Source organism: Capilliphycus salinus ALCB114379, from assembly GCF_047276495.1.
In the GTDB taxonomy this organism is placed as follows: domain Bacteria; phylum Cyanobacteriota; class Cyanobacteriia; order Cyanobacteriales; family Microcoleaceae; genus Capilliphycus; species Capilliphycus salinus.
Genome location: NZ_CP178543.1, coordinates 5,374,054 through 5,388,868, shown reverse-complemented (window position 1 = coordinate 5,388,868; position 14,815 = coordinate 5,374,054). Strand labels below are relative to the sequence as shown.

13 protein-coding genes are annotated in these 14,815 nt (G+C 43.3%); 3 read left to right on the top strand and 10 right to left on the bottom strand.

Annotated elements, in window-relative coordinates:
- The first annotated feature begins 29 nt into the window (after positions 1-29).
- Positions 30-734 (top strand): GDYXXLXY domain-containing protein, encoded by a 705-nt coding sequence (locus tag ACL6C3_RS21825; RefSeq protein ID WP_413161148.1) that lies wholly within the window; start codon positions 30-32, stop codon positions 732-734.
- 204 nt (positions 735-938) lie between these two features.
- On the opposite strand, the gene ACL6C3_RS21820 is transcribed toward ACL6C3_RS21825, so the two are convergent.
- Positions 939-1,235 (bottom strand): hypothetical protein, encoded by a 297-nt coding sequence (locus tag ACL6C3_RS21820; RefSeq protein ID WP_413161147.1) that lies wholly within the window; start codon positions 1,233-1,235, stop codon positions 939-941.
- Positions 1,236-1,726: 491 nt separating this feature from the next.
- Between ACL6C3_RS21820 and ACL6C3_RS21815 the strand changes: the two genes are divergently transcribed.
- Complete coding sequence (locus ACL6C3_RS21815; RefSeq protein ID WP_413168385.1) at positions 1,727-2,299, top strand: Fur family transcriptional regulator; 573 nt, start codon at positions 1,727-1,729, stop codon at positions 2,297-2,299.
- Positions 2,300-2,308: 9 nt separating this feature from the next.
- On the opposite strand, the gene sppA is transcribed toward ACL6C3_RS21815, so the two are convergent.
- From sppA to ACL6C3_RS21785, 6 genes are all read right to left on the bottom strand, one after another.
- Positions 2,309-4,135, bottom strand: coding sequence for a signal peptide peptidase SppA (sppA, locus tag ACL6C3_RS21810; RefSeq protein ID WP_413161146.1), 1,827 nt, complete (start codon positions 4,133-4,135; stop codon positions 2,309-2,311).
- 446 nt (positions 4,136-4,581) lie between these two features.
- A complete protein-coding gene (fni, locus tag ACL6C3_RS21805; RefSeq protein ID WP_413161145.1) occupies positions 4,582-5,658 on the bottom strand; it encodes a type 2 isopentenyl-diphosphate Delta-isomerase in 1,077 nt (358 codons plus the stop codon).
- A gap of 376 nt (positions 5,659-6,034) precedes the next feature.
- Entirely contained in the window at positions 6,035-6,454 is a 420-nt protein-coding gene (locus tag ACL6C3_RS21800) for a DNA-binding protein (protein WP_413161144.1), read from the bottom strand.
- A gap of 255 nt (positions 6,455-6,709) precedes the next feature.
- Entirely contained in the window at positions 6,710-7,243 is a 534-nt protein-coding gene (pyrR, locus tag ACL6C3_RS21795) for a bifunctional pyr operon transcriptional regulator/uracil phosphoribosyltransferase PyrR (protein ID WP_413161143.1), read from the bottom strand.
- Between the two features lie 180 nt (positions 7,244-7,423).
- On the bottom strand, positions 7,424-8,431 hold the full coding sequence (gene cbiB / locus ACL6C3_RS21790; RefSeq protein WP_413168384.1) for an adenosylcobinamide-phosphate synthase CbiB: 1,008 nt from the start codon (positions 8,429-8,431) through the stop codon (positions 7,424-7,426).
- Positions 8,432-8,503: 72 nt separating this feature from the next.
- Positions 8,504-8,947 (bottom strand): Rrf2 family transcriptional regulator, encoded by a 444-nt coding sequence (locus ACL6C3_RS21785; RefSeq protein ID WP_413161142.1) that lies wholly within the window; start codon positions 8,945-8,947, stop codon positions 8,504-8,506.
- A gap of 452 nt (positions 8,948-9,399) precedes the next feature.
- Here ACL6C3_RS21785 and ACL6C3_RS21780 point away from each other — a divergent pair, with 452 nt between their 5' ends.
- Positions 9,400-9,810, top strand: coding sequence for an AbrB family transcriptional regulator (locus ACL6C3_RS21780; protein WP_413161141.1), 411 nt, complete (start codon positions 9,400-9,402; stop codon positions 9,808-9,810).
- Between the two features lie 152 nt (positions 9,811-9,962).
- On the opposite strand, the gene ACL6C3_RS21775 is transcribed toward ACL6C3_RS21780, so the two are convergent.
- The 3 genes from ACL6C3_RS21775 to ACL6C3_RS21765 all read right to left on the bottom strand — a co-directional run bounded on the left by ACL6C3_RS21775 (position 9,963) and on the right by ACL6C3_RS21765 (position 14,665).
- Complete coding sequence (locus ACL6C3_RS21775) at positions 9,963-10,871, bottom strand: AAA family ATPase (protein WP_413161140.1); 909 nt, start codon at positions 10,869-10,871, stop codon at positions 9,963-9,965.
- Between the two features lie 194 nt (positions 10,872-11,065).
- Positions 11,066-12,856, bottom strand: a complete 1,791-nt coding sequence (ltrA, locus tag ACL6C3_RS21770; protein WP_413161139.1) for a group II intron reverse transcriptase/maturase — start codon at positions 12,854-12,856, stop codon at positions 11,066-11,068.
- A gap of 594 nt (positions 12,857-13,450) precedes the next feature.
- Positions 13,451-14,665, bottom strand: coding sequence for an RNA-guided endonuclease InsQ/TnpB family protein (locus ACL6C3_RS21765; protein ID WP_413161138.1), 1,215 nt, complete (start codon positions 14,663-14,665; stop codon positions 13,451-13,453).
- Positions 14,666-14,815 lie beyond the last annotated feature (150 nt).

Genomic DNA, 14,815 nt, shown 5'->3' with positions numbered 1-14,815 from the left:
TATTATTTTCGATCTGGAGGTTGAAGACAATGCAAGAACACAATGCTAAAAATACCGAAAAATTCTCTACTGATATTTCTGAAAATCTGGAGACTGAAACCCCGCCTCAGATTACTAAATCTCCCGTTAAAACCAAACGTCTTTCAAGTTGGAGACTGTGGATACCGTTGCTGATTCAACTCGGTTTAATTGGGTCAGTTCCGGCCGAGGCGGTTTATACTCATCTTACCGGAAAAACCGTTATTTTGCAAACCGCACCCGTCGATCCTTATGATTTTTTGCGGGGTTATTATCAGGTGTTGAATTATGATATTTCGACTCCAGAAACCCTGAAAACTCTCCCCGGTTGGAAAGAGGTTTCAAACAATCAAGATTATCTAGCATCGGGAACAATAATTTATGTGATTTTAGAACAACCAACCGAACAACCAACCGAACAACAAACGGATTCTCCTCGCCCGCAAGCTTGGGAACCCGTTAAAGTCAGTTCAACTTTACCTAAAAACTTACCCGATAATCAAATTGCACTCAAAGGAGAATCAAAAGGTTGGCAAATTGAATACGGTTTAGAAACCTATTATATGCCAGAAGATCAACGAATTCAAGTTAATGAAAATATTGCCAACGTCCAACAAAGCAACCCCGAATCTTTTGTAGTAGAAGTGAAAGTAAACGCCAAAGGAAAAGCGGTTCCTCTGAGTTTGTGGGTTCGCAATCAAAATTATAAATTCTAGCTTTTTAAATTAACCCGGTTGATTAGATAAACCGGGTTTTTTATGAGATTTTTACAACAGGGGTGCGGGTTTATTTCTGTTATTTATTAGAGACATAAATCTAGGCGGAATCAGCCTATAAATCATTTTTAATCTATTTTTTAGGGGCGGTTTCCACCGTTAACTATGTTGATAATCAATAATTAACATCAACCTACCCTTAACCTATAAACCACAAACTTTTTGACTGACATCCAAATTTTTGTAGAAGTTTTGCGTCCAATTGGAAGGCGAACCCATTCTTTCAGAATAATAAATTTCCGAGGTTTGACAGTTCACCGTTAACACCCAAAATTCAAACACACCATTACACATTGAACCCGATATTTCTCCGGGTTTGAGTAATACGCTTAACTCTCGCACACTCGAATTTTGCGAAGATACAGTTAAAGTATTGGGGTTTGCATAATATCCGCATCCACTTCTAGTATTTTCCAACAGTACGTTATATTTCCGAGTCACAAATTCAACCGTTTCCGCATCAGGAAAAGCAGCGAAACTGGGGAAAAGATACCCAAAAAAGCGGAATATTGAAACACTCTACGCCCTAAAAATGCCATAAAATTTCACCAAATAATGAATAATAAATTTCCCATCACCCAACCCAAATCCATCCGTTAAAAAAGCCAAAATCTCAAAAACCCACACTCAACCCATCCGTTACCCATCCCCACCCTAGAACCGGGGTCAGAGGTAAGTTTGATAGTTATTTGCAGTTAGGTGATTAATCCTAGACTCAGGATTGTTCGTTCAGTTACAAATTCTATCCTGGCGAGTCCAGTTGAAATTACTAATTTTGTCTGAACCCTAGCTGTAACAGTTCCTCTAGGGAGTTGCCAAGAGGGGTTGAGCAAGTATATCCTTAAGATAGTATTGCAAAATACTTTCAATAAGTATATAGTCGTAATTGAGATCATGCAGGGATTATGAGATCTATCCAAGCTTCCAACAACATGGCGTTTTACAACAATCGCTCGATCAAATCTGAGCTAAACCAAAAGGGCTGTCGTTTGACTCCGCAACGAGAAAAAATTCTTCAAGTGTTTCATAGCCTTCCCCAAGGTAAACATTTGAGTGCAGAAGAACTTCACAGCTTCTTACAGACTCAGGGAGAAAACATTAGCCTCTCGACGGTATACAGAACCTTACACCTCCTGACCAATATCGGTATTTTGCGGGAACTCGAACTCGCCGAGGGCCACAAACACTATGAACTCTTTACCGCTCAAGGCCGCCGACACCACCATCTAGTTTGCGTCCAGTGCTACAAAACCTTTGAATTTAGTGACGAGTCCATTTTAAAAATTGGTCAGAAACAAGCCGATAAAGCGGGAGTTCATCTGCTGGACTGTCAACTGACGGTTCATGCGGTTTGTATTGAAGCCATCAGACGGGGATGGCCCTCTTTGCTTCCGAGTAGTTGGAGTTGTCCCCGAGCCATTGCCAACGGAAAACACAGTCAAAATGGAGAACACGCAGAAAAATTAGAATCCTTGAAAGAGCAAAACGAACTCGATAAGAATTAATTAATCTAATTAATCAATGTGCAGATTAAACGGTAAACGAGTGTAAATTCCACGCGGATCATTCAAGGCTTTTAATTGTGCTAATTCTTCTCGTAACTTGAGAAATTCCTGAGTGATCGGATCGAGAGTTGTCGAAGAAGCTTGAGCCGAGTTTCCTCCGGTAAAACTTTCTAAGAGTTGTTGTTCAAAAGTTTGACCTTCTGGATATTCTTGTAGTTTCCAATCGTCTTCTAATTCGGCTTGGACTGCGGCTGCGGCGATCGCATCTTGTATCCCGCCAATTTCATCCACCAGACCGATTTTTTTAGCTTCTAAACCCGACCAAACCCGCCCTTGAGCGATTTCGACCACTTTCGACTTCGGGAGCTTTCTAGACTCAGAAACCTTCGTTAAAAACCGTTCGTAAATAGCATCAACCACCTTTTGAATGCGGGCTAATTCTTCCGGAGTTTTAGGACGGGAAACCGTGTTAATATCGGCAAAACGACCCGTTTTCACCCCATCCCAAGTAATCCCATTATCATTGGCGATATCCTGCACATTAAACAACAAACCAAACACCCCAATAGAACCCGTAATGGTATTCGCTTCGGCAAAAATTTGACTCGCCGCCATCGAGATCCAATATCCACCGGAAGCCGCAAAATTTCCCATCGAAACAACAATCGGTTTTTGTTCTTTTAAAAGTTCGACTTCTCGCCCAATAATTTCCGAAGCCGTTGCACTTCCGCCCGGACTATTCACCCGTAAAACCACCGCTTTTACATCTTCATCCATCCGCAATTCTCGCAGTTGTTTCGCCAGCCTTTCGCCTCCAATATCGCCGCCCAAACCTTCCCCATCAACAATACTTCCTTCGGCATAAACCACAGCAATCTTATTATCACTGTTGATATCTCCGCGACTGACTCGCATCACATCCGGCATTTTTGCATAGGAATTAATGCTAATTTGCCGAAACATTTTATCCTCATCTTCCGGTTCACCCGTTAGCTTTTTAAGATCGACAATAACTTCATCCAAATGAGCGACTTTATCAACCAATTTACTTTTTACCGCTTCCGGCGCCATGACAATTCCTTGTGCGTCGGCTATTTGTTGAACCTGAGACGCATTTAATTGACGACTGGGGCTAATTGTGGTTAGATATTCCCCCCAAATATCATTAAGTAACTTTTGCGTTTGTTGTCGATTTTCGGGACTCATTTCTGTGAGTAAAAACGGTTCAACCGCCGATTTATATTTCCCGACTCGCGTCACTTGTACGCCAATTCCAAACTTTTCTAACGCCCCGGTTAAGAACATTACTTCCGAACTCAGTCCGTCCATTTCCACCGAACCCAAGGGGTTAACGACGACTGTATTCGCCGTAGAAGCGAGATAATATTCTTGTTCGGTCCAGTCCAAATCATAAGCAATAATGGGTTTGCCAGATTCTTTAAATTTTTCTAGGGCATCTCGAACTTCTTTTAAATTAACTAAACCCGTACCTGTGGGGTTATTTGTACCTTTAATATACAGCCCAACAATGCGATCGTCTTGACTGGCTTCTTCCAATGCTTCTAAAATCGATCGCAATTTGATTTGATTGATTGAACTGTCGGCGAGCGCTTGTTGAAACAGTTCGCCGGTGCTATATTCGGGATCGGCATCGGTAATATTTAACGACAGATCGAAGACTAAAACGGATTTATCTTTGACCTGAGGGCCTGTGTCTTGCGTTGCGGCTGCCATCACTAAAAAGATTAACCCTCCGACTCCCATTGTGACAATGAGGGCGAGTCCTAGAAGGTTTCCAAGTAAGCTAGCAAAGGTGTATTTTATGAAGTCTTTCATTAGTCAGTTTAACCGAACTGAGTGGAGGAGTTTAAAAGGGATAAATTGTAGAACTTGATCATTACAGATGTTTTAATCATAGCTTACCCGTTCCCTGATGTGTTCGGTCTGCTGCTTCGCTGATTCGGGGGATTGACAATTGAAGGGATTTGAGATGACCGCGATCGCGATCAATGCTTAATTTTATCTTAAATCTTCAGAATCTTTCGGCTTTTTTTAAGTTCTAGCAGGTCGCAAGTCGTGTATTGACAAATTGATGAAACTGATCAACTCTCAAACCTTTACTGAGAGAGGTTTTTAACTTCCTGTTGCCTGTTGCCCGTTCCCTGCGCTTCGCGCTATAAATTTTAATATCTTTTTTAACCTTGAGAATTAGGGGCTAAAGCCCTACTACGAACGTTTAATATTTTGGGGCGGTCGCCAAACAACAGCCCCTAATTTTAACCTCAAATTTGTTCTAAAACTCCCGACTGTTTCAACTCAGTTAACGTGCGATTTCCGGTACAAAAAAGAACCGTTGAAATTTCCGCTTTCAGAATATCAACCAGCGTAGAAACCGCCTCTTGAGATTCGGCTGCGGCTTGTAAAAACGGAAAAGCCAACCCCGCCAAATCGGCACCCAATGCGATCGCTTTTGCAACTTCCAAACCGTTGCGAAGTCCTCCCGAAGCAATCAAGGGTACATTAGCATCAATTGTGCGAATTCGAGCAATACATTCGGCCGTTGGTAAACCCCAATCTGCAAACGTTTGTCCGAGGCGTCTTTGGCGGGGGTCTGTTGCCCGTTCGCCCTCGATTTTCGCCCAAGAAGTCCCCCCCGCTCCCGCCACATCAATCGCCGTTATACCCGCTTCTAAAAGCCGGGTTGCCATCGTTGCCGAGATGCCATTTCCGACTTCTTTAGCAATCACGGGAATGGGTAATTTATTGCATAAAATATTGATTTTGTCAAGCAGTCCGCGAAAGTTAGTATCGCCTTCAGTTTGAATACATTCTTGCAGAGGATTGAGATGTAAAATCAAAGCATCGGCTTCTAAAATATCGATCACTCGCTGACATTGTTCTAAACCATAATTATAGTTAAGTTGAACGGCGCCCAAATTGGCAAATAATAAAATATCCGGTGCCAAATTTCGCACGGCAAAAGTATCGGCAACTTCGGGATTTTCTACGGCTACCCGTTGAGAACCGACCCCCATTGCAATGTTAAAATGTTGGGCGGCGATCGCGAGGCGTTGGTTAATCATTTTAGCTTGGGCGGTTCCTCCGGTCATCGATGAGATTAACAGCGGCGCCCCCAATTTTTTACCCAAAAAAACAGTTGTAAGATCGATGTCGTTGCGGTTTAATTCCGGTAAACAGCAGTGAGTAAAACGATAGCGATCGAGTCCATTGGTTTGTTGTCGAAATTGTACATCTTCATCCAAACAAATCCGCAAGTGATCGGCTTTGCGAGTCTGGGTTTGATCCGAGGCGTTGATGGAGTCGGAAATTTCAGAGCGGGGAGTAATTTGTGAGGACATTCTGGGAGTTCTGTACCAAACGAGAATCGATTTCTACAGTTTACAGTCACCCGTAACTACTGACCAGTGTTGTAGGGGCGCGCCTCGGCTAAGATGTCTGTTTTCCCACCAACAACTTCTATAAATCCGCCCCTTTTGAGTCACCTGAAAACCCCTGTTGTAGGAGCGTCCCTCAGCCTCAAGCTATCTAACTGAGAAATAATAACTTAGATCAACCTGCCCCTAGACAATACCGGGGCGGGTTTAGTGAGGTGATCTGTGGGAAATGATCAATTTTTACAGAGGCGCGCCCCTACATCCGACCGGGCGGGTTTATATCATATCAAGTCCGGTTGAATACTTATCATAAAAGTGTGGAGAGATCGGGAGATTTTGACTAACCGACGACATTAACATCATAAAAGGTTTCAATCCAAACCCTCGCACCACAAGGGAGAGGTTTATTGGGACGATAGACAACACGACATCCTCCCGGTATTTCGACAATATGCCCATAAGTATTGGTCTGACCCGTTTTGACGGTAATCACGGGAAGTTGTTCCTGGTGTTTTTGATTTTGCCGAATTCTTTGAGAATTAACGTGAACAATCTTTTTTGCACGCTTTTTGAGATTACACCAACGGGGAGCCGGACCTCTTTTCCCTCGCTCAATTATGGGTTCGCCCTTAACGAGGGGAATGAGCCACATTTTCCCGCTCTTATAGGCACCTTCGACTCGGCCTTCGCTTAGGAGAACTCGCAGACGAGCGGTAGAGATTTTTAAAATACGGGCTGCTTCAGTTGTACAGACTACCATAGAACTAAAAGGGGAACGCAATAGTTTTGAAAATGTATAGCCAAATTATAAATGATCTGCTGATCAATAGTCAATGCTCTGGCTATTCGGTGTTGGGAGTAGCGGGGTTCGACCGAAGCCTGTTCAGGGTCTGCGGTACGGGTCAGGTGTCTGTTATTCGTTGAATATACAACCAGATTTGATATCAGTTATCTGTGGGAAATTATAGATTAATGGAGAACCCGCCCCTACACGATACCCGACAGCCAACATCGGTTAAGGACATAGAAGTTCAACTCGATCTTGTCCGTCAATTTCTTCGAGATAGACTTTAACTTGTTCTTCCCGGGCGGTGGGGAGTTCTTTCCCGACAAAATTGGGATGAATGGGAAGCTGACGGTGGCCGCGATCAACCAAAACGGCGAGGGCGATGGTTTCCGGGCGTCCGTACTCGTTAACGGCGTTTAAAGCGGCTCTGATGGTGCGTCCACTGTAAATAACATCATCGACTAATACCACGAATTTACCCGTTAAATCAAAGGGGATTTGAGTTTTGGCGGGGGTTCGCATTCCGACTTTATCTAAATCGTCTCGAAAAAAGGTAATATCGATCGCGCCGACGGGAATGGTGACTTGTTCGAGAATTTCGATTTGATGGGTGAGTCTTTGGGCTAAGGGTACGCCTCTGGTATGAATTCCCAGTAAAACCAGGTGAGAAAGATCCCCCGCTCTTTCAACAATTTCTGAGGCCAAACGATTTAGGGTTCGTCGGAGTTCTTCATTAGAAAGGATTTCAACAATTTTGCTCATAGAAAGATGTTGTATGATCGGTGGTTAGTTTAAGCCGGAAAGTCTCTCGGGGAAGATGTTTTGATGCCTGCGATCGCGATCGCTTTAGCCGGAGTTGTATTTTATCGATTTGGGGAGTTTGAGCGGGACAAAATAGGATTTTTGCAGAGATAAATCCGCGATCGCAATTTTTGAGGGTTGCTAGAGTCTATTGACAATTAAGCCGATCGCCCCATAGACAAAAAGGAATAATCCCAACACCATTAAAAAAGTTTGACGAGTCAGTTGCAGTCCTTGGCGAACAATTGCCGGACTAATAGGGGAAATAAAGTCACCCAACAGGGGTTTATGTTTGATAACGCCTTTATACTTATTCACACCTCCTAACTGTACACCTAAGGTAGCGGCATAAGCGCATTCACTCCAACCTGCATTCGGACTCGGGTCATAGATTGCATCCCGCTGACAGATGGTCCAAACGAATTTAGGTTTTCCCGAGACAAGAGCAATTAAAAGGGTATTCAACCGACAAGGCAACCAGGTTAGGATGTCTTCTAATTTGGCACTAAACCATCCGATATCGGTTAGTGGAGCTTCTTTATAACCCACCATTGAATCGAGGGTACTAGCAGCTTTATAGGCGAAGGCAAAGGGTACACTACCAATTCCGGGTATTGCCATACCAACTAAGGCATAGAATAGAGGAGCGATCACCCCATCCGTCGAGTTTTCTGCTACAGTTTCTAAGACTGCTCGGAGAACTTCTGACTCTGATAAATCTTGAGTATCTCGACCTACATATAAACTTAACTGTTGACGTGCTAAAGATAGATTACCATTATTTAGAGGGTGCAGAACATCTTCGGCTGCCTGACGTAAACTCCTGAGGGCAAAACAACTGGCTAACATGATACTTTCTACCCCAATGTCCAAAATTGGATGCAGGGGAAATTGAAGGGGGATCGATTTGACGGCTTGTAAAATTAACCAACTGGTAAATCCGCTACCAAAAATGAGTAAGATTGCCAGTAATATACCAGAAACTTTGAGAGATTGAGGGGTTTTAAACCAAGCGAAGGCTAAACGGGTATACCGCCCAATCGCCCATCCCATCACCTGTACAGGATGCAGCCACCCCCAAGGATCGCCGATGAGAAAGTCGAGCCAAGCCGCAATCACCAGAGTCACAATTGAACTTGAGTCTATCATTTCTAGAGGACTGGGAGAATCGGAAAATTGCAAAAAAAGTTGAGATTATTGAGGGTTAACCTACCCATACGCCTAGACCACAAAACTGGTTTCTTCCCCTTGAGCGGCTTGCCAACTGCGAGCATCATAATAGAGATCTTCAAGGGAAATGCTGTAGAGGGCTTCTTTAAGCTTTTGATGCAATCGATTCCACAAGGTAAATGTTACCCAGTCTTCAGCAAGTTCGGCATTTGGTTGATGGCGAGGTAAAGGTTCAATACTTTCTCCGACGGCTTCTAAAATTTGTCCCAAAGAAATTTGAGCCGGGGATCTTGACAATTGATAACCCCCTTGCGATCCCCGAACAGATTCGACTAAACCCGCCCGTCGCATCTCTATCAACAGCTTTTCTAGATAGGGTGCGGGAAGGTTTTGTCGTTGAGCAATTGCATTGACTGAAGTCGGACCAAACTCTTGCTGTAAGCTTAAGTCCAATAATGCCTTTACACTATAGTGTCCGCGAGTGGTTAACTTCATCCTCAAATGAAAAAATCGGCAACTTCAGCATTTAGTTTAGCCCAATAAAGCCAATCCGGACGAGGAAGACCAACTCTAGCTTACTCGATGGAATAACACTTAATCAAATCTCAGACCGGCGAAAATCAGAACCCCTACAGAGTAACTTTATATATACAGGTTGATCGGACAGTTGAGCAAATAGATTTGATCGAACTGTTGTTGACCTTTCTCTTAGTCACCCCCACAGGTGATCGCACAACCCTTGAGGGCGGATCGAAGATGCCTATGGGTTCAAGCCAATTGCTTTACAGAAATTACATCTAGTAAAAAATTTAAAATAGTGATGAATAATTTCCTTAATTCGTGTAATATAGTCTCACAAGCACATATTTAGCTAATGCTTTGGGCGACAAATTGTCAGCCCGAAGAAAAGCCACAACCTTATTGTCGAATGTCGAAGGAAACAATTAATGGCTAAACAACAGAAAAAATCGGATGTTCAACCGGAACCGCTTACCGGTGAAGCTTTACTCAGGAAAGTTAAAGATCTCGAACATCTCAGCAAAGAAGAGAAGGCGAGAGAATGTGGTTACTACACCCTCACCAAAAATAACGTTGAGCGAGTTAACATGATGAAATTCCTCAATGCTCTGATTGATGCAGAAGGCATTGAGTTAGATGGTAGACAGTTGGGAAATGGACGGGGCGGACGTTCGGCAAGCTATAGAATTAGTGTACAGTCGAATGGAAATTTATTAATTGGTGCCGCTTACACCAAACAAATGGATCTACAACCGGGTGATGAATTTGAAATTTCTTTAGGACGCAAACATATCCATCTCAGACAAGTCGAACCGGGAGAAGAACTCGAAGCGTCATAAACTCGCACTTCTGGTCTTTGACGGCATCGTTCAACAGGATTAAGTTCAATTAATCTCTAATTGAATTCAACCCGAACACGCATCAAAATTATGGCTGGTTTTGACCGAGAGTTTGTCATCGCCAGCCAGAACATTTGATTATCCTTTTGAGATTAAGGAATAGCAACAGAATGTAATAACTGTTCAACAATCGTTTTGGCTCGTCTTCCTCCGACGGCAATTAAACGATGAGACAGCACGTAAGGCGCGAGAAACTTAACATCATCGGGTAAAGCATAATCACGTCCCGAGAGAAAGGCTAAAGCTTGAGTCGCCCGATGCAAAGCAATCGCCCCTCGCGGACTCACTCCCAAAGCAATATCTTCGTGATCTCGTGTCGTTCTGACCAAATTCAGAATATATTGCTGAACAGAAGTTTCCACCTGCACCCGACTGCAAAACTGTTGCAATTCCAACACTTCTTCGGGAGTCAAACAGGGCTGCAATTCCTCAGGCGTTAAACCTTTGCTAAACTGTTGCAGCATTTGCAATTCTTCCGACTCAGAAGGATAACCCAAACTCAAAGACAACACAAAGCGATCCATTTGGGCTTCAGGGAGGGGAAACGTTCCCTGATATTCAATCGGGTTTTGAGTCGCAATCACAAAAAAAGGTCGCGGAACCCGACGAGAAACCCGATCAACCGTCACCTGTTGTTCCTCCATCACCTCCAACAACGCCGACTGAGTGCGGGGAGTCGCCCGGTTAATCTCATCGGTGAGCAAGATATTGGTAAAAACAGGTCCCGGTAAGAATTCAAACTCCCCCGAACTGGGATTCCAAATATTCGTTCCGGTGATATCCGTCGGCAACAGGTCCGGCGTACATTGAATCCGTTGAAACTGTCCCCCGATGGAACGGGCGATCGACTTGGCCAGTAGAGTTTTACCCACACCCGGAACATCTTCTAACAGAGCGTGACCTCCGGAGAGCAAAGCAACGAGCGTCAGACGAATTGCATCCTCTTTTCCGACAATTGTCCGGCTGAGATTTTGTTTGAGCCGTTCAATTCTTTCTCTCATTCTATTAATAGTTTGTTATCAGGTATTAGCAGTCAGTGGTTCTCGGGCGATAGCCTTCATTGAGTTCTCCAGGTTTTAAAAAACCTGGATTCGTGCGCGGAATTGCTACTCAGATTTTAATCTGAGTAGCAATATTGCTTACGATACGATCTAGAAAGACTGTCCAGAAAATATCGATGTGGGAGACTATTAAACTAAGCCGGAGAGTCGCCCCTCCGACTCGTCTTCAAAACCGGACGTGACAGTTTCCCGTCATCCGGCTCCTCAGTGACTTGGGCTTTGTCATTAGTACCTACTAGACTACCATCAAGGCGTGTCTTTTCGTCGTGGCAATGTCGATGTAACAGTTGTAGATTTTTATACTCATCCCGTCCGCCTTTTGACTTGGGAATGATATGGTCTACTTCCATCACATCTTCAGAGCGGAAGTGCAATCCGCAGTGGGGACATTTTCCTTTTTGTGCCTTTAAAAGCTTTGCAACTCTTGTTGGCATTTCTGGGTTTTTACCCATTCTTGAACTCCAATAGATTAGGTTCCCGTCGTAGGGTGAGGCATTTCCTTTTACTTTCACATGGCGAACTATTGGAGTCGCACTATGGTTGAGTAGTTGAGCTAATATTTCTCCATTCTTCATGGAGCAAAAAACCCAATTAGCATTGCCTATTCTATGCCAATATTTATTGGCCACCCATTTCTTACCCTTGTTAGGGTGACGGTAGTTTGCCCAGAACATTAGCTTAAAGTACATGAGGTTATCTATATATGAGTAAGCCACCTTGCTTACCACTGACGCATAGTAATTGCTCCATCCTCGGATGATTGGATTTAAGTGTTGTATTAGCACTTCTTGTTTAACCGATTTGTGAGAGTCGATTACTTTTGCGATTTGTTCGTAATGTACCTTTATGCTTTTCTTGCTGGGGGTGATGATGGTTTTAAAACCTTGTTTTGAATGACATTTACCAACATTGAATTGTTGGATGTTGAAACCTAGAAAGTTGAATCCGGGTTGTTCTTGCCCATAACTATTGAGTGTGTGGGCTAATCTTGTTTTACTTGGTTTTAATTCCAAACCCATGTCGTTTAACCACTCGGAGATAATCTCCTTACATCTTTGGACAACGGTTATGTCTTGGTGGAGAATCACAAAGTCATCGGCATATCTGATTAAGCTGAGGTTTTGACGGTTTATTTGTCTTACCCCTTTTAGCGTTTCGGCATATTCTTTTATTCGATATTCCATCCCGTGAAGGGCAATATTGGCTAAAAGCGGGGAAATCGTCCCCCCCTGTGGCGTACCCTTAGATGTTGGAAACAACTCAAAACCCTCCATCACTCCCGCTTTTAACCAGGCTTTTATTTGTCGGCGCATGGTGGGGAATGTCTTCAATTTTTCTAAGAGTCGTTTGTGGTCGATGCGGTCGAAGCATTTAGCAATGTCAGCATCTAGCACGTATTTAGGCTTCTGCTTTATTGCGTTGAATATTGCTTCAGTTGCATCTTGACATGAGCGTCCTGGTCTGAACCCGTATGAATTAGGCTCAAATTTCGCTTCCCATTCTGGCTCTAGAGCCATTTTTACAAGCGACTGCAATGCGCGGTCGTACATGGTAGGTATTCCCAAAGGTCGCTTCTCATCCTTCCCCGGTTTGTCTATCCAAACTCTCCGGGTCGGGCTGACCTTTGAACCCAGTTTTAGTTTTCCAGTTAAGGCTACTCTTTGCTTTGGGGTCAGCGATTTGACGCCATCCACACCAGCAGTTTTTTTCCCTTGGTTATCTTGGGTAACTCTACGCACCGCGAGACATCTTGCAGACCAAGACCTCATCAGCATTTTTTGGAGTCTGCGAACTGCTTTTACATCACCACGACTAGAGGCTTGATAGATACGCTTTTGGAGCTTATAAACACGCTTCTCTAGCTTGCGCCAGTTAATCGCATTCCATTCCACCCTAGTATCATTAACTGTACTGGTTTTAGACATTTGTACTCCGACTTTAGTCTCTACCTTCCAAATCATCGGGTGTACGTCAGCATATCTAGAAAATTACTTCTAGCATTCGCTTCTTACACCATCTTTCCTGCTAGTAGCATCCGGGAACGCACCTACTTGTAAATCGACCTTACAAGAGCTTACTAGAGGTTACTTCGTTCCAAATGTTCATATTCTATGTACCTTTAGAGTGATGTTATGCGCCGGGGTTTGGGGAAGTGCTTGTTAGTCGTGTTTTGACCGCTAACTCCCTATCCTTTGCCTTTTGGCTCCAGCCTTTCAGCCTTTTGGCTGGTTTAGGGTTACGACGGTTTGAGTACATCTTTACTTTCGTTACTCATGGGTACTTTGCTCGAAGGGATACCGAATTAGGCTATCAGTTTGCCTCCTTTTCACCCCGCTTTTGGCGTTGATGGCTAGTCGCAAACCAAGGGGTGATGCTGTCACCGTTGCACCTACGGGGCAGGACTTGGTTCGTATCCTTTGATACTCACTTGCACCTGCATGAACATTTAGTTGTAAAGGTTTTAGACCTTCCGGGCAGTCCCCCTAACACATTGGATGTGTTGGTTTATACCCAACGAATCACACCAAAACTCCCCTAACAACCTTAGCTAACTGCTGTGTTGATACATTTGATTTGCGGATTATATTGGCACTGCCGTTACAATCTGCATTGATTAACTGTCCTTTAGAATCCTTGAATAAACCTCTTTTAACTCGCTTTCCTGATGACTTCCACCCTTCAGGTTTTTCGCCGAATGTAGGTAAAGTGTCGCCGTCTAAAAAACTAGCTTTTGAAGTATAAGATTCTTCAGTCTCGATAAACTCTATCCCGTGCTGTTCACAGAGTTGAGCGATACGGGATTTTAATTTTGCAGTAGGAACCTGTACGAAAGACTGATTATTTTTCTTCCCAATATTGATACGGTCTTTGTTGCGTTGATTCCATCCAAATACAATGGTTGAAACCTTATTCTTGAGACACCAGTTAATGATAAACCTTGCAGCTTTATTAACGTTGTCACGCATCTGACGATTACGCTTTTCGGTAATAGATGCAAGATGTTCATCCCAGTATCCCTGTTCTTTTCCAGTCTTTAACTGAGCAACCTGCTTGTTATACCATTGATTTTGGGATTTCACCTTTTTGCCATCAATGATGAACGATTTACCTGTCGTACTAACGCAAGTTAGCCAGTTATTCAATCCCGGATCGATTCCAAGTATGTGTTCAGATTTTTCGACCTTCTTTACTTCCGATTGTTCGTAGACAAATTCTAGGTAAAAACTGTTATTGCGCGGAATAAACCGAAACTCTTTAATAGTCTCAAAACTCAGATTAGCGGGCATAGGTAACGTAAAGTTATCAATTCCAAACCAGGCTTTTACCTGCTTGCCCAGTGGAAATTTTAACTGATTGCCTGATAATTTGACCCAACGAGACGGATAGCTTACAACAGCTAAACCACCTTTTTTCCTATACTTGGGTAGCTTAGGTTTGTTGGTTAACTCCCCTCGCTTGTACATTCTAATTAGTTTCTTGTAAGACTTGAATGATTCGACCACGCCATGCAAAGTCTGTTGAGCGCAAGCTGACCTTAAAGCTTTAAAATGTGGATGACTCTTCAGCATCTTGTCAAGGTCATACTTCGATAAAAAGTGATTCGCCTTAAAAAACATCTGGCGACATAAATAAATCCCGCAGTTTATTAGCTTACTTGATTCTGAGCAGATATACTCAAGTATCGCTGCAACTTCTTGACTGGTATTGATTAAGTGTTGTTGACAACCGTACAATCTCATCACCTCCTATAGATACAATAGCACTAATAAACAGTATTTAAAGACAGTTAATGAAACGTAATTCAGATGAATATCGCATCAACCCTCATTGAAAAAATACATTGAGAACCCGACGACGAGAGGAAAATAACGGCAGATTTTAAT